Genomic DNA, 18,331 nt, shown 5'->3' with positions numbered 1-18,331 from the left:
GAGTGGTCGCCCGGTCGCCCGCCGGGTGATGATGTCCATCACCGGGCCCGGAACTCCCGGTCACCGGCACCTACGCGGTAACGTTCGTCAGCTACCGATCCGTACGTGTCTCATACCATGGGAAGGACCGGGCATGTTCCGCAAGGTACTCGTCGCGAACCGAGGCGAGATCGCGATCCGTGCGTTCCGTGCTGGCTACGAGCTCGGTGCGGGCACGGTCGCCGTGTTCCCCCACGAGGACCGCAACTCGCTGCACCGGCTCAAGGCCGACGAGGCCTACGAGATAGGCGAACCGGGACATCCGGTCCGGGCCTACCTCTCCGTCGAGGAGGTGGTGCGCGCCGCGCGGCAGGCTGGCGCCGACGCCGTCTACCCCGGCTATGGATTCCTGTCCGAGAACCCCGACCTTGCCCGCGCCTGCGCCGAGGCGGGCATCACCTTCGTGGGCCCCAGCGCGGAGATCCTCGAGCTGACCGGGAACAAGGCCCGCGCCGTGGCGGCGGCGAGGGCCGCCGGGGTCCCGGTCCTGGGCTCATCGGAACCGAGCTCCGATCCGGACGTGCTCGCGGCCGCCGCCGAGGAGCTCGGCTTCCCGGTGTTCGTCAAGGCCGTCGCCGGGGGCGGCGGGCGCGGCATGCGGCGGGTGTCCGAGCCCGCGGCGCTGCGTGAGTCCATCGAGGCCGCCTCCCGCGAGGCGGAGTCCGCCTTCGGCGACCCGACGGTCTTCCTGGAGAAGGCCGTGGTGCAGCCGCGGCACATCGAGGTGCAGATCCTGGCCGACGGGGCGGGCAACGTGATCCACCTCTTCGAGCGGGACTGCTCGGTGCAGCGCAGGCACCAGAAAGTGGTGGAGCTGGCGCCCGCGCCGAACCTGCCAGCCGAGACCCGCGACCGGATCTGTGCCGACGCGGTGGCGTTCGCCCAGCAGATCGGCTACCGCAACGCGGGCACTGTGGAGTTCCTGCTGGACGCCGACGGTCGGCACGTGTTCATCGAGATGAACCCGCGCATCCAGGTGGAGCACACGGTGACCGAGGAGGTCACCGACGTCGACCTGGTGCAGTCCCAGCTGCGTATCGCCGCCGGGGAGACGCTGCCCGACCTCGGGCTCACCCAGGAGCAGATCTACCTGCGCGGCGCGGCCCTGCAGTGCCGGATCACCACCGAGGACCCGGCCAACGGCTTCCGGCCGGACATCGGGATGATCAGCGCCTACCGCTCGCCGGGCGGCTCCGGGATCCGGCTGGACGGCGGCACCGCCTTTTCCGGCACCGAGATCAGCGCCCACTTCGACTCGATGCTGGTGAAGCTCACCTGCCGGGGCCGGGACTTCAAGACCGCGGTCGGCAGGGCCCGGCGCGCGGTGGCCGAGTTCCGGATCCGCGGGGTGGCCACCAACATCCCGTTCCTGCAGGCCGTGCTGGACGACACCGACTTCCAGGAGGGCAGGGTCACCACCTCGTTCATCGAGGAACGGCCACACCTGCTGACCGCGCGGCACTCGGCCGACCGCGGCACCCGGCTGCTCACCTACCTCGCCGACGTCACGGTGAACAAGCCGCATGGCGAGCGGCCCAGGCTGATCAACCCGGTGGAGAAGCTGCCCCGCCTGCCGGAGGGCGCGCAGCCGCCGCCGGGGTCCAAGCAGAAGCTGACCGAACTCGGCCCGGAAGGCTTCGCCCGCTGGCTGCGGGAGTCCTCGACCATCGGGGTCACCGACACCACCTTCCGGGACGCGCACCAGTCCCTGCTGGCCACCCGGGTGCGCACCAAGGACCTGCTGGCCGTGGCGCCGGTGGTGGCGCACACCGTCCCGCAGCTGCTCTCGGTGGAGTGCTGGGGCGGCGCCACCTACGATGTGGCGCTGCGCTTCCTGGCCGAGGACCCATGGGAGCGGCTGGCCGCCCTGCGTGCTGCCATGCCGAACCTGTGCCTGCAGATGCTGCTGCGGGGCCGCAACACCGTGGGCTACACGCCCTACCCGACCGAGGTCACCCAGGCCTTCGTGCAGGAGGCCACGGCCACCGGGATCGACATCTTCCGCATCTTCGACGCGCTGAACGACGTCGAGCAGATGCGGCCCGCGATCGAGGCCGTGCGGGAGACCGGCTCGGCCGTGGCCGAGGTGGCGCTGTGCTACACCTCGGACCTCTCCGATCCGGGTGAGAAGCTGTACACGCTGGACTACTACCTCCGGCTCGCCGAGCGGATCGTCGAGGCTGGGGCGCATGTGCTGGCCATCAAGGACATGGCCGGCCTGCTGCGGGCGCCCGCGGCCACCCGGCTGGTCTCGGCACTGCGCAAGGAGTTCGACCTGCCGGTCCATGTGCACACGCACGACACCGCGGGCGGCCAGCTGGCCACGTACCTTGCCGCCGTGCAGGCCGGTGCGGACGCCGTGGACGGCGCCGTGTCCTCGATGTCCGGCACGACCTCGCAACCCTCGCTGTCCGCGATCGTCGCGGCCACCGACTTCTCCGAGCGCCCGACCGGGCTCGACCTGGAGGCCGTTGGCGACCTGGAGCCGTACTGGGAGATCGTGCGCAAGATCTACGCGCCTTTCGAGGCCGGGCTGGCCTCCCCGACCGGCCGGGTGTACCACCACGAGATCCCCGGTGGCCAGCTGTCCAACCTGCGCAGCCAGGCCCGAGCCCTCGGGCTCGGCGACCGGTTCACCGAGATCGAGGCCATGTACGCCGCCGCCGACCGGATGCTCGGCCGCCTGGTCAAGGTCACTCCCTCGTCCAAGGTGGTCGGTGACCTCGCGCTGCACCTGGTGGGTGCCGGGGTGTCGCCCGCCGACTTCGAGGCGGAGCCGAACAAGTTCGACATCCCGGACTCGGTGATCGGCTTCCTGCGTGGCGAGCTCGGCGACCCGCCGGGTGGCTGGCCGGAGCCCTTCCGCAGCAAGGCTTTGCAGGGCAGGGCCGAGCCGAAGCCGGTGGTCGAGCTGTCCGAGGAGGACAGGAAGGGGCTGGCCGAGAGCCGCAGGGACACCCTGAACCGGCTGTTGTTCCCCGGGCCCACCAAGGAGTTCGAGGCGCACCGTGCCGCCTACGGCGACACCAGCGTGCTGCCGAGCAAGGACTTCTTCTACGGCCTGCGCCCCGGCGAGGAGCACGCGGTGGACCTCGAGCCGGGGGTGCGGCTGCTGATCGAGCTGGAGGCGATCGGCGAGGCCGACGAGCGGGGCATGCGCACCGTGATGTCCACATTGAACGGGCAGCTGCGGCCGATTCAGGTACGGGACACCTCGGTGGCTTCGGACGTCCCGGTGACCGAGAAGGCGGACAAGGCCAACCCCAAGCATGTGGCCGCGCCGTTCGCCGGGGTGGTGACTCTCGCGGTGGCCGAGGGGGACCAGGTGGAGGCGGGTGCCACCGTGGCCACGATCGAGGCGATGAAGATGGAGGCCGCGATCACCGCCACGGAGTCGGGCACCGTCGGCAGGCTGGCCATCACCACCGTGCAACAGGTGGAAGGCGGAGACTTGCTGCTGGTACTGGACTAGCCGCATGTCCACCGAGCGTGGCCCGCGCGTGGCCCGGCCGTTCGGGTCGTTCCTGCTGGGCGGTGCCGACCAGCACGATACCCTGCTGCGGTTGCGGGTCAGGGTGTTGCTCACCGGTTCGCTGGTGCTCGCCAACCTGATCGGCGCGGTCGTGGTGGTCGCGCTGATCACCCTGGTGCTACCCGGCCCGAGCGTGTTCACCGCCGACCTCGCGGTGGTGAACTTCGTGGTGGTGCCGGCCTACGTCCTGGTCGCTGTGGTGATCGGCGTGCTGTGGGGCACCCTGCGTGCCGTGCGGGTGCTGCGCTGGGCCTTCGAAGACCAGGACCCGGACGAGCGGGACCGCAGGGCCACCCTGCGCGTGCCGTTGCGGCTGTTCGGCATCCAGGCGGTGCTGTGGCTGGTCGGCACCGCGCTGTTCACCACGATCTACGCGATCGAGCTGCCGGACGCCGCGTTCAAGGTGGCGTTCACCGCGGGCTTCGGCGGGCTGGTGGTGTGCGCGAACGCCTACCTGCTCAGCGAGTTCGCCCTGCGGCCGCTGGCGGCCAGGGCGCTGTCCAGGGGCCCCGCGCCGCGGCGGCGGATGGTGTCCGGGGTGACGGTGCGGATGCTGATGGCCTGGGGGCTGGGCTCCGGTGTGCCGGTGACCGGGCTGATGATCGCCGCCGTGTTCGCCCTGGTGCGCGGGGACGTGCCGACCACCCAGCTGGCCATCACCATCCTCGCGCTCGGAGCGGTGATCCTGGTCTTCGGCTGCCTGATCGTGGTGTTCATGGCGCGGGCGACGGTCGCGCCGATCCGGACCGTGCGGGCGGCGTTGCAGCGGGTGCAGCGCGGTGACCTGAGTGCGGGCGTGGTGGTGTTCGACGGTACGGAGCTGGGCCTGCTGCAGTCCGGGTTCAACCGGATGGTCGATGGGCTACGCGAGCGCGAACTCATCCGGGACCTGTTCGGCAGGCATGTGGGCCACGAGGTCGCCAGGGACGCGCTGTCCCGCCGGATCGAGCTGGGCGGGGAGGTGCGCGAGGTCGCGGTGCTGTTCGTGGACGTGATCGGGTCCACCACGCTGGCCGCGAACCGGCCACCGGCCGAGGTGGTGGACGTGCTGAACCGCTTCTTCGCCGTAGTGGTCGCCGAGGTGCACGCGCACGGTGGCTCGGTGAACAAGTTCGAGGGGGACGCGGCACTGGCGGTGTTCGGTGCGCCGCACGACCTGCCGGATCCCGCTGGCTCGGCGCTGGCCGCGGCCAGGGTGCTGAGTTCCCGGCTGGCCGCCGAGATCACCGAGTGCCAGGCCGGGATCGGCGTGGCCGCCGGCCCCGCCGTGGCGGGCAACGTCGGCGCGGAGAGCCGCTTCGAGTACACCGTGATCGGTGACCCGGTGAACGAGGCGGCCCGGCTGACCGAGCTGGCCAAGTCCGTGCCGGGTCGCGCGATCGCCTCGATGCGCGCCGTCCGCTCCGCCGCCGAGGACGAGGCGGCCCGCTGGACCGCCACGGACGAGACCACCCTCCGCGGCCGCACCGAACCCACCCTGCTCGCCGTCCCCACCCCCTGACCCGGCGTGTTTGCCGTCCACATCCGCGTGTTTGCCGTCCACGCGCACGCGTTGGCCGTCCACGTACCCGAGTTTGCCGTTCCGGTAACCGGGTTTGCCCCGCACGCGCTACGTTGACGGGTATGCGCATTCACGCGGTGCCGCAGCGGCGGGGTGCCCTCGGGCCGAACGCGGGCGGGCTGCCCGCGGGCTGCCGGGCGCTGGCCGCCCTCGCCGGTGAGGTGCTCGGCGTGCCGGTGCGGGAGGTGCCCGTCACCGACGCCGAGTCGGACACCGTGCACGGGATCGCCAACCGGGAGACCTTGCTGCGCAACCGATCCGCTCAGCTGGCGGCGCTGGAGGCGCCGGCGGGACCGGTGCTCACCATCGGCGGCGATTGCGGGGTCGAGCTGGTACCGGTCGCCCTCGCCCGGTACCGGCATGGGGAACGCCTCGGCGTGGCCTGGTTCGACGCGCATGCCGACCTGAACACCGCGGCGAGTTCGCCCTCGGGGGCCTACCACGGAATGGTGCTGCGTTCCCTGCTCGGCGAGGGCGATCCGGAGTTCGCCGCCGATCCCGCGGTGCTGCCGGGGCGGGCGGTGCTGTGCGGTGCCAGGGCCTTCGACCCGGCCGAGCGCGCGGCCGTCCATGCCGGTCTCGCCGGGCACGTCCAGTCCGCCGAGGACCCGCTGCAGGTGGCGGCGGCGCTGCGGGCGAGCGGGGCCGAGCGGATCTACCTGCACCTGGACCTGGATGTGCTGGACCCCGCCGAGTTCGGTCACCTCAACTACCCCGAACCGGGCGGGCTCAGCATCGCACAACTGGCCGCCGCGATCGGCGGGCTGGCCGGGTTCGAGGTGGTGGACGCGGGGATCACCGAATGCGTCGGAGCCGAGCCTGCGGACCTGCGGCCACTGGTTCCCGTGCTGGAGGCCATCGGGGCACTGCTGGGCCGTTGACCGCATGTCGACGGCCAAACTCGTGCGCGGGAACGGCCAACGCGTGCGCGTGGGGAGCAAACACGCCGACGTGGGCGGCAAACACGCCGGGTGAGCTGGGGGTCAGCGGGTGAGGTCTGCGATGAGCTCGTAGGAGCGGACGCGGTCGGCGTGGTCGTGCACCATGGTGGTGACCATCAACTCGTCGGCGCCGGTCTCGTCGAGCAGGTCCTCCAGTCCCTTGCGGACGGTTTCCGGCGAGCCCACGATGTTGCTCGCCATCCGTTCCTGAAGGATCTGCCGGTCCAGGTCGGTGTACTCGTACGCGGCCGCCTCCTGCGGGCTGGGCAGCGGGATCGGCTTGCCGTGCCGCAGGCTCAGGAAGGTCAGCCCGCTCGGACCGGCGAGCCACTGGGCGTGCTCGTCGGTCTCGGCGCAGATCACCGCGGTGCCGAGCATCAGGTACGGCTTGTCCAGCACGGCCGATGGCTGGAAGGCCTCCCGGTAGATCCGCGCGGCAGGCAGGGTGTTCTGCGCGCTGAAATGGTGCGCGAAGGAGAACGGCAGCCCGAGCATGCCGGCCAGCTGCGCGCTGAAGCCGCTGGAGCCGAGCAGCCAGACCGGCGGCCCGTTGCCCTCCGCGACCACCGCGTTCACCGGGCGCTCGGCATCGTGCTCGAAGTAGGACATCAGCTCGGTCAGCTGCTGCGGGAACTCCCGCGCCGCCAGCGCCGCCGCCGAGCCGCGCAGCGCGAGCGCCGTGCGCTGGTCGGTTCCCGGCGCCCGGCCGATGCCGAGGTCGATCCGTCCGGGGTGGAACGCCTCCAGGGTGCCGAACTGCTCGGCGACCACCAGCGGCGCGTGGTTGGGCAGCATCACCCCGCCGGAGCCGACCCTGATCCGCTCGGTCGCGTTCGCCACCTGCCCGATCAGCACGGCGGTCGCGGAACTGGCGATCCCCGGCATGTTGTGGTGCTCGGCCAGCCAGTACCGGTGGTAACCCAGCCGCTCGGCCTGCCGGGCGAGGTCGATCGTGTCACGCAGCGTGCTCGCCGCGTCCGCGCCGCTCGCGACCGGCGCGAGGTCCAACACGGACAGCGGGGTGTCAGCCAGGGAAGTCACATCCCGGGTAACGCCTCCTGGGCCGCGAAACTTCCCTCCGGCAGCCAGCTCTCGTCCGAATGCAGCACGGCCAGCTGCTGGGTCGCCCTGGTCAGCGCGACGTAGAGCACCCGGCGGCCGGTCAGCGACTCGGTGATCAGCTCGGCAGGCTCCAGCAGCACCACCGCGTCGTACTCCAGGCCCTTGGAGTCCAGGCTGCCGACCACCTTCAGCCGCTCGTCGGCCTGCCCGGACAGCCAGCGCTCGACCTCGGCCACCCGGTCCATCGCGCAGATCACGCCGACCGTGCCGGCCACCGCGTCCAGCATCTCCTTGGCCGCGGCCTGCACCTCGCCCTCGGCCGAGGCGGGGTCGATCCGGCGTAGCTGCGGGGTGTGCCCCGTCGCCCGCACGGCCCGCGGCAGCGCGTCCTCCTCGGCGTGCCCGCCGACCACCCGCGCGGCCAGGTCGAAGATCTCCGCCGAGTTCCGGTAGTTGGTGCGCAGGGTGAACCGGCGCCGCGCGGTGCGGCCACCGAAGGCCGAGTCCCGCGCCTGCGCCGCCTCGGCCGGATCCGGCCAGGAACTCTGCACCGGGTCGCCGACCACGGTCCAGCTCGCGTACCGGCCCCGCCTGCCGATCATCCGCCACTGCATGGGGGAGAGGTCCTGCGCCTCGTCCACCACGATGTGCGAGTACTCGTCGTAGTGCTCGGGGCGTTGCGGGCGTGCCGGGCCGTCGCTGTCCCGCGCCTGCTCGGCGTCCAGCTGCAGCCCGCCGCGCTTGCGCCGTTTCGGCGGCGGGCCCATCAGCACCCGCAACTCGTCCAGCAGCGCGATATCCGCGACTGACCAGCCCTTGGCCCGATCCGCCATGGACGCAGCGAGCAGGGTGACCTCGTCCCTGTTGAGCATTTGCTTGCCCGCCCTGGCCAGCCTGCGCTCGTCGGCCAGCCAGCCGAGCACCTGTGCCGGGTACAGCACCGGCCACCACACCACCAGGAACCGGTGGAAGTCGATCCGCTCGCCGAGCTGGGTGATCAGCTCCTGGCGGTCCACCGAACCGCCCTCGGCGCGGGCGTGCTCCTCCGCCTTGTCGGCCAGCGCCTCCAGCAGCAGCTCGGCCGCGCGCACCCGGGACCGGTTCGGCGGCCCACCCTGGGTGTGCACCTTGCGGCGCACTCGTTCCAGCTCCTTGGCCTGCAGCTTGAGCACGTCGCCGCGGTAGACGATGCGCATCTCGGTCGGCGCGTCCGGTGGGGTGTCCCGCAGCGCCCGCAGCAGCACCTTGCGCATCCGCAGCGAGCCCTTGATCGCCGCCAACGGGGCCGGATCCTGGCGGACCGCCTCGATCCCGTCCAGCACCTGGCCGAGCGAGCGCAGCTCCACATTGGTCTCGCCCATGGCAGGCAGTACCCGGGAGATGTAGTTGGTGAACACCGCAGAGGGCCCGACCACGAACACCCCGGCGCCGCCCAGCTGCCTGCGGTAACGGTAGAGCAGGTACGCGGCCCGGTGCAGCGCCACCGCGGTCTTGCCGGTCCCCGGCCCGCCGGTGATCTCGGTGACCCCGCGCCACGGGGCCCGGATGACCTCGTCCTGTTCCCGCTGGATGGTGGCGACGATATCGCGCATGGTGCTGCCACGGGCACGCCCGAGCGCGGCCATCAGCGCGCCCTCGCCGACCACCGGCATGTCCTCGGGGACGGATTCCGGCATCAGCACGTCGTCGTCCACATCCAGCACGTTGCGGCCGGAGCAGCGGATCACCCTGCGCCGTACGACGTCCATCGGCTCCTCGGCGGTGGCCTGGTAGAAGGCGGCCGCCGCGGGGGCACGCCAGTCGGTGACCAGGTTGTCGAAGTCGGCGTCCCGGATACCGAGCCTGCCGACGTAGACCGGCTCGCTGCTGGCGTGGTCGAGTCTGCCGAACACCAGGCCCTCGTACTCGGCGTCCAGGGTCTGCAGTGTCTGGTTGGCGTGGAACACCATCATGTCCCGCTCGAACAGCATGGATGCCTGCTCGAACACCGCTTCCCGCTGCGCCCCGTGCCCGATCTCGTAGCCCTTGGTGCGCATCTCCTCCGCCTGCGTGCGCAGCTCGGCGAGACGGTTGTACACACGGTCGACGTGGCTCTGTTCGATGGCGATCTCGGCCCGTCTGACCCGAGGTTCCGACACACAGGCTCCTAGCAGCTCATCGCCGGGAAGGGGAAGAACGACAATACGCGCTACCCGCTCCCGCTTCACCCGGTCCTGACCAAAAACACAGTCCCGTACCAGGGATGCGGGCGGCGGTCGGGCAGGATGGCAGGGTGACAAGGATCGTGGCAGGCCGAGCGGGCGGCAGGCGGCTGCGGGTACCGCCGAGGGGAACAAGGCCCACCACCGAGCGGGTGCGCGAGGCCCTGTTCAACGCGCTGCAGGTCGCCGGCGAGCTGGACGGCGCCCGGGTGCTCGACATCTACGCAGGCTCCGGCGCGCTGGGTCTGGAGGCGCTGTCGCGGGGAGCCTCCTTCGCCATGTTCGTGGAGTCCGACCGCACGGCGGCCGAGGTGCTGCGCGGCAACATCGCCGCGCTGGGGCTGGGCGGTTCGGTGCGGCTGGGCAAGGCGGAGACCGTGCTGGCCGAACCCGTACCGCAGCCGTTCGACCTCGTGGTCCTGGATCCCCCGTTCGCGCTGGAGGAACACCGGCTGGCCGCCGTGCTCGCCGCGCTGCCGGCCGGGGGCTGGACGGCGCCGGGCAGCCTGGTGGTGGTGGAACGGCCGGTACGTACCGGCGGGCCGCGGTGGCCCGCGGACTACCAGGAGCTGCGTACCCGGCAGTACGGTGAGGCCGCGCTGTACCGGGCCGAGCACCGGATGTCCTGAGTCACATCTCGCGCACGCCCGGTTCCACCTTGGTAGCGTCCGCGCCATGCGCCGAGCGGTCTGTCCGGGTTCCTACGACCCCGCCACCAACGGGCACGTCGACATCATCGAGCGCGCCTCGAAGCTCTTCGACGAGGTCGTGGTCGCGGTGCTGATCAACAAGAGCAAGAAGGGCCTGTTCTCCATCGAGGAGCGGATGGAGATGCTGCGCGAGGTCACGGCGCACCTGCCCAACGTGCGGGTGGACTCCTGGCACGGGCTGCTGGTCGACTACTGCCGTCAGCACGACATCGCGGCCATCGCCAAGGGCCTTCGCTCGGTCAGCGACTTCGACTACGAACTGCAGATGGCCCAGATGAACCGGGAGCTCTCCGGGGTGGAGACCCTGCTGATGTCGAACAATCCGCTGTGGAGCTTCCTGTCCAGCTCGCTGGTCAAGGAGGTTGCCACCTACGGCGGGGACGTCGCGCACCTGGTGCCGGAGCTGGTGCACGAGCGCCTCAAGGAGCGCCTGGCCGAGCTCGGCTGACCACCGAAGTTCACCCGGAAGATAGATGAAAATCACACTTCGGGGTTACTGTCGGGAAATGACCAACTACCGGTTCCGCATCTCCGCTGTCCTGCTGGCCGTGCTGGTCGCGCTGGTCGGTGGCGGCCTGACCGCCACGGCGGCGCAGGCGCCCGCCATCCCGCAGCCGCCCTGCGGCGACACCTCCGGGTTCGACCGGACCCCGCTGTCCGAGCTGCCGCCCGAGGCGACCGAAACCCACGACCTGATCGAACAGGGCGGCCCGTTCCCGTATCCGCAGGACGGGACCGTCTTCTACAACCGGGAGGGGCTGCTGCCGGACTGCTCCACCGGTTACTACCACGAGTACACGGTGGAGACCCCGGGCAGCCCGGACCGCGGCGCCCGCCGGATCGTCACCGGCGAGGGCGGCGAGTACTTCTACACCCGCGACCACTACGCCAGTTTCGTGCTGATCGACCTCGGCGGTGCCCCCGGCCCGGAATGCGGTGACTTGTCCGGATTGGACAGTGTGGCGCTGTCCGCGCTGTCCCCCGCGGCTCAGGACGTGGTCCGGGACGCGGCAGGCGGCGCGCGGGGAATCGAGTACCAGAACTGGGAGGGCGTGCTGCCGGACTGCCCCGCGGGCTACTACGAGCTGTTCCACGTCGGCAGCGAGGACAGGGTGATCGCCGGGGGCGAGGGGGAGATCGCCTACACCCCCGACCACTACAGCACCTTCCTGTCCGTCTCCCTCGGCTGACACCGGACACGCCCGGGGGCTGCGGGTCCCCGGAATCGTGCGGTGACCGGGCAAACTGGGGGAGGCAAAGGGGATGAACGGCCGGCCGTGAGGGAGTTGCCGTGTACCGGGTGTTCGAAGCTCTGGACGAGCTCGTCACGATCGTCGAAGAGGCGCGCGGGGTGCCGATGACCTCCAGCTGCGTGGTGCCCCGCGGGGACGTGCTGGAGCTGCTGGACGACGTGCGGGACGCCCTGCCCGGCGAGGTGGACGACGCCCAGGACGTGCTGGACCAGCGGGACGAGGTGCTGAACAAGGCCCGCGGCGAGGCCGAGACCACCGTGAACTCGGCGAACGAGCAGGCCGAGCACACTCTCGCGGACGCGCGGGCCGAGGCCGAGCGGCTGGTGTCCGAGGCCAAGGCCCGGGCCGAGCAGCTGGTCGCCGACGCGCATGCCGAGGCCGATCGCGCGGTGTCCGCTGGGCAGGCCGAATACCAGAACCTCACCGAGCGTGCCCGCAGCGAGGCGGAGCGGATGATCCAGGCCGGGCGGGATGCCTACGACCGCTCGGTCGAGGACGGCCGCGGCGAGCAGGCACGGCTGGTGGCGCAGACCGAGGTGGTGCAGGCCGCGCACGGCGAGGCCGCGCGGATCGTGGACGAGGCGCATGCCGAGGCCGACCGGCAGCGCGCCGAATGCGATGCCTACGTGGACGGCAAGCTCGCCGAGTTCTCCGAACTGCTGTCCACCACCCTGCGTACGGTCGACTCGGGCCGCAACCACCTGCGTGGCCCCGGCTCGATGGGCAACTCCCGCACCCCGGTCTACGACTACCAGGTGTAACCCCGGGCGAACCGGTCCCGGCGTGGCGTAGCCTGGTGGGGTTGCGCTGCCCGCGAGCCGCGCGACAGCAGATCGGAACCATCCACAAAGAGAACGATGTCTGACGACAAACCCAGCACCGACGCCCGCAGCCCGTGGGTCATCGACACCCGTGAGCTCGGCCGCCGCCCCGGGCTGAGCCGTCCCGTCCAGCGTGAGGTCCCGGTGGGGACGACCCTCGGCGTTCCGGACGTGATCACCGTGCCCTCCGGCGGCACCATCGCGCTGGACCTGCTGCTCGAGTCGGTGGTGGAGGGGGTGCTGGTCACCGGGACGGCCTCCACGGAGACCGCGGGCCAGTGCTCCCGCTGCCTTGACCCGCTCGAGGACGAGGTCGAGGTGGAGGTCACCGAGCTGTTCGCCTATCCGAACTCGACCACCGAGGCGACCACCGAGGAGGACGAGGTCAGCAGGCTGGTGGACGACAAGGTGGACCTCGGCCCCGTGGTGCGCGACGCGCTCGTGCTCGCGTTGCCCCAGGTCCCGCTGTGCGCGCCGGACTGTCCGGGACTGTGCTCGGGATGCGGCGCGAAGTGGGTCGATCTCGAGCCCGGACACGGGCATGAGACGATAGACCCTCGGTGGGCCGCGCTGGTCGAGCGCCTCGGTGAAGTTTCCGGTGATACCGACGCTTCGGAGGGGACCCGGACCAGCGGTCCCGACCAGAAGGCCTGACCGAGCACCCCGCTCGACCCAGCAAGCGCAAATGATGCCCGCGTGCGGGCAGATGTTGATGAGGAGAACCAGCCGTGGCCGTCCCGAAGCGGAAGATGTCGCGTTCCAACACCCGCTCGCGCCGTGCCCAGTGGAAGGCGAGCCCGGTGCACCTGGTGCCCTGCTCGAACCGTGCGTGCAAGCAGCCCAAGCCGCAGCACGTCGCGTGCCCGAACTGTGGGCAGTACGGCGGGCGGCAGGTCGTCGAGCCCGCCTGAGGCCGAGGTAGCTGCCCACGATGGGGGGTAAGTCACCCGGCGGTCCGGCCGCGGACCCCACCCCACTACTCGAAGCACTCGGTGTCGAGCTCGACACCGAGTTGCTGACGCTCGCGCTGACCCACCGGTCCTACGCGTACGAGAACGGCGGCCTGCTGCCGAACGAGCGGCTGGAGTTCCTCGGCGACGCGGTGCTGGGCCTGGTGGTCACCGACCACCTCTACCGCAGCCACCAGGACCTGCCCGAGGGGCAGCTCGCGAAGCTGCGCGCCAGCGTGGTGAACATGCACGCGCTGGCAGGCGTCGCCCGCGGTCTCGGCGACGGCGGGCTCGGCGCCTACCTGCTGCTCGGCAAGGGTGAGGAGCTCACCGGCGGCAGGGACAAGGCGAGCATCCTCGCCGACGGGCTGGAGGCCGTGATCGGCGCGACCTACCTGGCGCACGGCATCGACGTCGCCCGCCAGCTGGTGCACCGCCTCTTCGACGGGCTGCTGGCCGAGGCTCCGCTGCGAGGTGCCGGCCTGGACTGGAAGACCAGCCTGCAGGAGCTCACCGCCTCCACCGGCCTCGGGGTGCCGGAGTACAAGGTCGAGGACACCGGCCCCGATCACCGCAAGGAGTTCACCGCCACCGTGCTGGTCGCCGGCCGCGACCTCGGCCACGGTGAGGGCACCACCAAGAAGGAAGCCGAGCAGAAGGCGGCCGAGACCGCGTGGCGGGCGCTTTCGGCCGAGCTCGGCAGCGAGGGCGCCACGGCCAGGGAGTGACGCGGTGCCCGAACTGCCCGAGGTAGAGGTCGTCCGGGCCGGCCTGGAAGCACACGTCGCCGGCAGAACCATCGCCGCGGTGGAGGTCCTGCACCCCCGCGCGGTGCGCAGGCACGAACCGGGTCCCGTGGACTTCGCAGCCCGCCTCGGCGGCCTGCGGATCGACGCGGTCCGGCGCCGGGGCAAGTACCTCTGGCTGGAACTCGACTCGGCCGGGACGGCATTGCTTGCCCATCTGGGCATGAGCGGCCAGATGCTGGTGCAGCCCGTCTCCGCCCCGGACGAGAAGCACCTGCGGGTGCGGGTCCGGTTCGCCGATGACGGCACCGAGTTGCGGTTCGTCGACCAGCGCACCTTCGGCGGGTTCGCGCTGTCCGAGCTGCTGGAGATCGAAGGCGAGACGCTGCCGGAAACCATCGCGCATATCGCCCGCGACCCGATGGACCCTGCCTTCTCGCCGGGGCAGGCCGCGCGGGCGCTGCGCGCGAAACGCACCGAGCTCAAACGGGCGTTGCTGGACCAGACCCTGGTGTCCGGAGTGGGCAACATCTATGCCGACGAGGCACTGTGGCGGGCCAAACTGCACTGGGCGCGCCCGACCGGGAAGCTGACCGCGGCACAGGCGGCCGCGGTGCTCGCCGCCGCGACCGAGGTGATGGCCGAGGCGCTGATCGCCGGTGGGACTTCCTTCGATCCGTTGTATGTCAACGTGAACGGGCAGTCGGGTTACTTCGACCGCGCACTGAACGCGTACGGAAGGGTGGACGAGCCCTGTCGCCGGTGCGGCACCCCGATCAGCCGGGAGGTGTTCATGAACCGCTCCTCCTTCTTCTGCCCGCGCTGCCAGCCAAGGCCACGCCGCCAGCGCTGATCCACAGCTACCTCCGGTACGGCGGCGACACTGCTGTCCGCACTACTGTGCATAGCGTGGTAGTCTCGCTCGCGCAGGACAGGAGGACGCCGGTGGAGATCAGCCAGCTGCTCAAGGGGGTACTGGATCTCGCGGTGCTGGCCGCCCTGCGCGACGAGGACGGTTACGGCTATGACGTGCTGCGCAGGCTCCGGCAGGCGGGGCTGGACGAGGTGGGGGACGCCTCGGTGTACGGCACGCTGCGCCGCCTGTACAAGGCAGGCGTGCTGACCTCCTACGTCGTGCCGAGCGAGGAGGGCCCGCACCGTAAGTACTACAGCCTGAACGAGCTGGGCCGCCGCAGGCTAGCGGAATCGGCGCAGACCTGGCACACCTTCGCCAAGACGATGGACGAGCTGTTGGGAGCGACACCATGAGCAGCACGACCCCGCCTGCGGTGCGGGCGTATCTCGCCAGGGTCCGGACCGCGCTGGCGGACCTGCCTGCCGGTGAGGTCGAGGAGATCATCGAGGACGTCCGCCCGCACCTGGTGCAGATCGGCGCCGACCTCGGCGACGGGGCCGCGATCGAGCCGCTGGTGCAGCGGCTGGGCTCGCCGGAGGACTACGCGGCCGAGCTGCGGGCCGCGGGTGGTTATCCGCCCGCTCCGCCCGCCCCGCAGGCCACCGAGGACGTCGCGCGGCCCAGTGTGCTCGGCGCCCGGTTCGCGGCCTGGACCCTGCTCGTGGTCACCGTGGGGGCCGGTATCGCGGCGTATGTCTGGGGCCTCGAGCGGTTCCCCGACGGCCTCGCGGTCGTGCTGGTGCTCACCCCGTTTTTCCTGGCCAGTGTCTGGTACGTCGCGCGGTTCGGTACCGACTCGGTGTTCAGCCTGCCCGAGGTGCGGAACCTGCGCTCGGCGCTGCCCGGTACGGAGGACGGGGTGCCCGGCCGGATCCGCGGGTACCTGCGTGCGCTGAAACCGGCCTGGTGGCTGGTGTGCGCCGTCGTCCCGGTCGTGCTGGGGCTGCTGGCGTTCGGCAGTCGTGGCGGGTGGCTGCTGGTCCCGCTGCTGGCCGTGGTGGGTGCGCTGGCGTTGTGGGCGGGCCCGCGGTCCCGCACCGACCGGCGCTGGTTGTGGTACATCCTCCCGGTCTCCGCCGTGGCCGCGGGCGGGCTGCTCGGCCTGACCGGCAGCGTGCTGGACCGGGTGGTCGGCCCGCAGCACTACAGCGATCCCTACCCGGCCGGGGCGTGGACATCGAACGGCACTCCGGTGCTGCGGTACGGGGGCGAGCAGCTGGAGAACGTGTACGTGTTCGACGCCGAGGGCAAGCCGCTCACCGACGTCTACCTCTACGCCGAGGACGGCAGCCCGATCACGTTGCCGCGGTACGCCTGCGAACCGGGTACCGGTGCCGAGCGCAAGACCGGGGAGGACAACCGGTTCCCCCGGCCGCGGCTGGAACACGGTGCCTATGACGACGCCGGTGTCCGCAACGGCTACAACGGCCATATCCCCGAATGCCGTGAGCTGGAGGGCGTCCCGTTCACGGCGGCGATCCCGAAACAACCCGGCTGAGCCGGGTGGGGAGCGGGCGGTTGCTCGGGGGCCGCCCGCTCCCGTCAGCTGTGGCACTCAGCCCTGGGGCTGGGCGTACTCGGTGCGCATCGCCAGCTTGGCCAGCAGGTCGCGGCCGCCTTCCGCGTTCCGCGGCTGGCAGAGCACGTCGTAGCGGGTGGCGACCAGCTGGCTCTGTGAGACGAAGTCCCGCTTGCCCCTGGTGGCCGCGTAGCCCATGGCCGAGAACGCCAGCCCGAAGGCGACACCGCCGAGCAGGCCGATCAGCAACGGCAGCAGCCCGGCGTTCGGGGTGAACAGGCTGAGCAGCAACCCGACGAACAGCCCGAACCAGGCGCCGGAGCCCGCGCCGCCCGCCAGCACGCGGCCCCAGGTCAGCCGGGCGGCCACCCGCTCGACCAGCATGGGCTGCACGCCGACGATCGTCACGTCCTCCACCGGGAAATTGTTGTCGGCGAGGTGGTCCACCGCACGCTGCGCTCCCTCGTAGGAGTCATAGGAACCGATGGGCCAGCCGGTCGGCATGGTGGGCAGCTGCGGGAGCCGTGCGGACCGGGTGAAGGCCGTCTGGGTGAATGCCGTGGTCATCTCTCACCTCTTGAGGTGCTCGTATCTGCTTCACCCGGTACAACGCGTACCTGCCCCGAGTTGTGCCGTCCACGGCGGACTATCAGGGAACCCTCAGCTTCGCGGCGTTTCCGGTGCCGTCGGTCACATGCAGGTCGGCCATTCCCGCGGGGGAACCGGCCGGCAGCCACCGCCCGAAGTAGCGGGTGGAGAACAGCTCGTCCAGCACCATGTAGGAGGCGCCGACCAGGCCGCCCTGCTCCCCGAGCCGGGCGCGGTCGATCCGGAGCTCCCGTGTGGACAGTGGCAGCGAGCGCCGGTAGATGGTTTCCCTGATGGTGGCGAGGAACAAGTCGCCCGCATCGGACACCTTGCCGCCGAGCAGGATGGTCGAGGGGTTGTAGAAGTTCACCATCGTCGCCAGCATCGTGCCGATCCGCCTGCCGGCATGCACCAGCAACTGCACCGCATGGTGGTCTCCGGAACGCGCGGCCATGGTGACGTCCTCGCCGGTGACCGCGCCCCGGACGGCCAGCACCTCGGCCAGCGCGGGGCTCTGCCCGGTGCGGGCGAGCCATTCGCCGTCCCTTGCCAGCGCCGCGCCCCCGGCCACGGCCTCGAGGCAGCCGGTCTTGCCGCAGCGGCAGACCGTGCTGTTGGCCGGGGTGGGGTGCCCGTCGGCGGCGGCGCCGTCCTCGGCGATGGCCGCGTGCCCGATGTCGCCCGCGCAGCCCTGGGCGCCGCGGTGCAGCCTGCCGCCGCCCGTGATCCCGGCCCCGATCCCGGTGCCGATCTTGATGTAGAGCAGGTCGCCGTGCAGCGGCAGCCCGGGGGTGCGCAGCTCGCCGAGGCACAGCAGGTTCACCTCGTTGTCCACCCACACCGGGGCGCGGTAGCGGTCGGCGAGCCGGTCGCGGACCGGGTGGTTGTTCCAGCCCGGCATGATCGGCGGCTCCGACGGCCTCCCGGTGGCGAACTCCACCGGGCCGGGCAGGCCGAGTCCGACCCCCCACACCTGGCCGGGATCGGTCCCCGTCTCCAGCAGCAGGTCGTCCAGCGCGGCCTCGACCTCGGCCAGTACCGGGTCCGGTCCCCTGGCGATATCGCCGTCGTGCCGGGAGAAGGCCAGTACCGTGCCGGTCAGGTCGGTGATCCCGGCGAGGAACCCGGTGGCGCCCAGTTCGGCGGTCAGGATCCGGCCCGCGTCCTTGCGGAACCGCAGGGTCCGTGCCTGCCGCCCGCCGGTCGAGGGGTTCAGCTCGCCCTCCTCCAGCAGGCCAGCCTCCAGCAGGGTGGTCGTGCGCTGGGCGATCGCCGTCCGGCCGAGCCCGGTGCGCTGGCTGAGCGCGGGCCGGGTCTCGGCCGTGCCGCTGCGGACGAGCTCGAGCAGGGTGGTGTAGCTGTCCAGCAGCTCGATGCTGGGGGCTTCCGGGCCCCATCGATCACCCATGCGCGTCCCTTCTGTGCGCCTACTCGAATCATATACCTCAAACGACCCAACTTAGGTATATGGTCAACATTAGAGAAGACGAAA

General features: G+C 71.3%; 17 protein-coding genes. 13 read left to right on the top strand and 4 right to left on the bottom strand.

From position 1 onward, the window contains the following. The first annotated feature begins 133 nt into the window (after nucleotides 1–133). The 3 genes from KOI47_RS26685 to KOI47_RS26675 all read left to right on the top strand — a co-directional run bounded on the left by KOI47_RS26685 (nucleotide 134) and on the right by KOI47_RS26675 (nucleotide 6,013). Nucleotides 134–3,511, top strand: coding sequence for a pyruvate carboxylase (locus tag KOI47_RS26685; protein ID WP_216209000.1), 3,378 nt, complete (start codon nucleotides 134–136; stop codon nucleotides 3,509–3,511). Between the two features lie 4 nt (nucleotides 3,512–3,515). Further along, nucleotides 3,516–5,072 (top strand): adenylate/guanylate cyclase domain-containing protein, encoded by a 1,557-nt coding sequence (locus KOI47_RS26680; protein WP_216208997.1) that lies wholly within the window; start codon nucleotides 3,516–3,518, stop codon nucleotides 5,070–5,072. Between the two features lie 122 nt (nucleotides 5,073–5,194). Next, nucleotides 5,195–6,013: an arginase family protein gene (locus KOI47_RS26675; protein WP_216208994.1), complete on the top strand. Its 819-nt coding sequence runs from the start codon at nucleotides 5,195–5,197 to the stop codon at nucleotides 6,011–6,013. A gap of 102 nt (nucleotides 6,014–6,115) precedes the next feature. Here the strand turns inward: KOI47_RS26675 and KOI47_RS26670 are convergent, their stop codons facing one another. Continuing rightward, entirely contained in the window at nucleotides 6,116–7,114 is a 999-nt protein-coding gene (locus KOI47_RS26670; RefSeq protein ID WP_216208992.1) for an LLM class flavin-dependent oxidoreductase, read from the bottom strand. Further along, nucleotides 7,111–9,273, bottom strand: coding sequence for a HelD family protein (locus KOI47_RS26665; RefSeq protein ID WP_216208989.1), 2,163 nt, complete (start codon nucleotides 9,271–9,273; stop codon nucleotides 7,111–7,113). Before KOI47_RS26665 ends, KOI47_RS26670 begins: the two co-directional genes overlap by 4 nt. Nucleotides 9,274–9,407: 134 nt before the next feature. On the opposite strand from KOI47_RS26665, the gene rsmD reads away from it, so the two are divergent. From rsmD to KOI47_RS26615, 10 genes are all read left to right on the top strand, one after another. Beyond that, nucleotides 9,408–9,965, top strand: a complete 558-nt coding sequence (gene rsmD, locus KOI47_RS26660) for a 16S rRNA (guanine(966)-N(2))-methyltransferase RsmD (RefSeq protein ID WP_216208986.1) — start codon at nucleotides 9,408–9,410, stop codon at nucleotides 9,963–9,965. 46 nt (nucleotides 9,966–10,011) lie between these two features. After that, entirely contained in the window at nucleotides 10,012–10,494 is a 483-nt protein-coding gene (gene coaD / locus KOI47_RS26655) for a pantetheine-phosphate adenylyltransferase (RefSeq protein ID WP_216208983.1), read from the top strand. Between the two features lie 58 nt (nucleotides 10,495–10,552). After that, entirely contained in the window at nucleotides 10,553–11,236 is a 684-nt protein-coding gene (locus tag KOI47_RS26650) for a ribonuclease domain-containing protein (protein WP_216208980.1), read from the top strand. A gap of 101 nt (nucleotides 11,237–11,337) precedes the next feature. After that, complete coding sequence (locus KOI47_RS26645; RefSeq protein WP_216208978.1) at nucleotides 11,338–12,060, top strand: DivIVA domain-containing protein; 723 nt, start codon at nucleotides 11,338–11,340, stop codon at nucleotides 12,058–12,060. Nucleotides 12,061–12,156: 96 nt separating this feature from the next. Continuing rightward, nucleotides 12,157–12,774 carry a YceD family protein gene (locus KOI47_RS26640; RefSeq protein ID WP_216208975.1) on the top strand — a complete coding sequence of 206 codons (618 nt, stop codon included), beginning with the start codon at nucleotides 12,157–12,159 and terminating at the stop codon, nucleotides 12,772–12,774. A gap of 74 nt (nucleotides 12,775–12,848) precedes the next feature. Further along, complete coding sequence (gene rpmF, locus KOI47_RS26635; RefSeq protein ID WP_141997307.1) at nucleotides 12,849–13,031, top strand: 50S ribosomal protein L32; 183 nt, start codon at nucleotides 12,849–12,851, stop codon at nucleotides 13,029–13,031. Nucleotides 13,032–13,051: 20 nt separating this feature from the next. Then, nucleotides 13,052–13,798, top strand: a complete 747-nt coding sequence (gene rnc / locus KOI47_RS26630; RefSeq protein ID WP_216208972.1) for a ribonuclease III — start codon at nucleotides 13,052–13,054, stop codon at nucleotides 13,796–13,798. Nucleotides 13,799–13,802: 4 nt separating this feature from the next. Further along, on the top strand, nucleotides 13,803–14,669 hold the full coding sequence (gene mutM / locus KOI47_RS26625) for a bifunctional DNA-formamidopyrimidine glycosylase/DNA-(apurinic or apyrimidinic site) lyase (RefSeq protein ID WP_216208969.1): 867 nt from the start codon (nucleotides 13,803–13,805) through the stop codon (nucleotides 14,667–14,669). A 92-nt stretch (nucleotides 14,670–14,761) separates the two neighbouring features. Beyond that, nucleotides 14,762–15,085 (top strand): PadR family transcriptional regulator, encoded by a 324-nt coding sequence (locus KOI47_RS26620; protein ID WP_216217574.1) that lies wholly within the window; start codon nucleotides 14,762–14,764, stop codon nucleotides 15,083–15,085. Further along, nucleotides 15,082–16,230 (top strand): HAAS signaling domain-containing protein, encoded by a 1,149-nt coding sequence (locus KOI47_RS26615; RefSeq protein WP_216208967.1) that lies wholly within the window; start codon nucleotides 15,082–15,084, stop codon nucleotides 16,228–16,230. Before KOI47_RS26620 ends, KOI47_RS26615 begins: the two co-directional genes overlap by 4 nt. Nucleotides 16,231–16,287: 57 nt before the next feature. On the opposite strand, the gene KOI47_RS26610 is transcribed toward KOI47_RS26615, so the two are convergent. After that, nucleotides 16,288–16,818: a general stress protein gene (locus KOI47_RS26610; protein ID WP_216208964.1), complete on the bottom strand. Its 531-nt coding sequence runs from the start codon at nucleotides 16,816–16,818 to the stop codon at nucleotides 16,288–16,290. Nucleotides 16,819–16,900: 82 nt separating this feature from the next. Next, nucleotides 16,901–18,247 (bottom strand): ROK family protein, encoded by a 1,347-nt coding sequence (locus KOI47_RS26605; RefSeq protein WP_216208963.1) that lies wholly within the window; start codon nucleotides 18,245–18,247, stop codon nucleotides 16,901–16,903. Between the last annotated feature and the right edge of the window lie 84 nt (nucleotides 18,248–18,331).

It is taken from the genome of Amycolatopsis aidingensis (assembly GCF_018885265.1).
GTDB lineage: Bacteria > Actinomycetota > Actinomycetes > Mycobacteriales > Pseudonocardiaceae > Amycolatopsis > Amycolatopsis aidingensis.
Note: the sequence above shows the minus strand (reverse complement) of the source record. Positions and strands in the feature narration are given on the sequence as shown.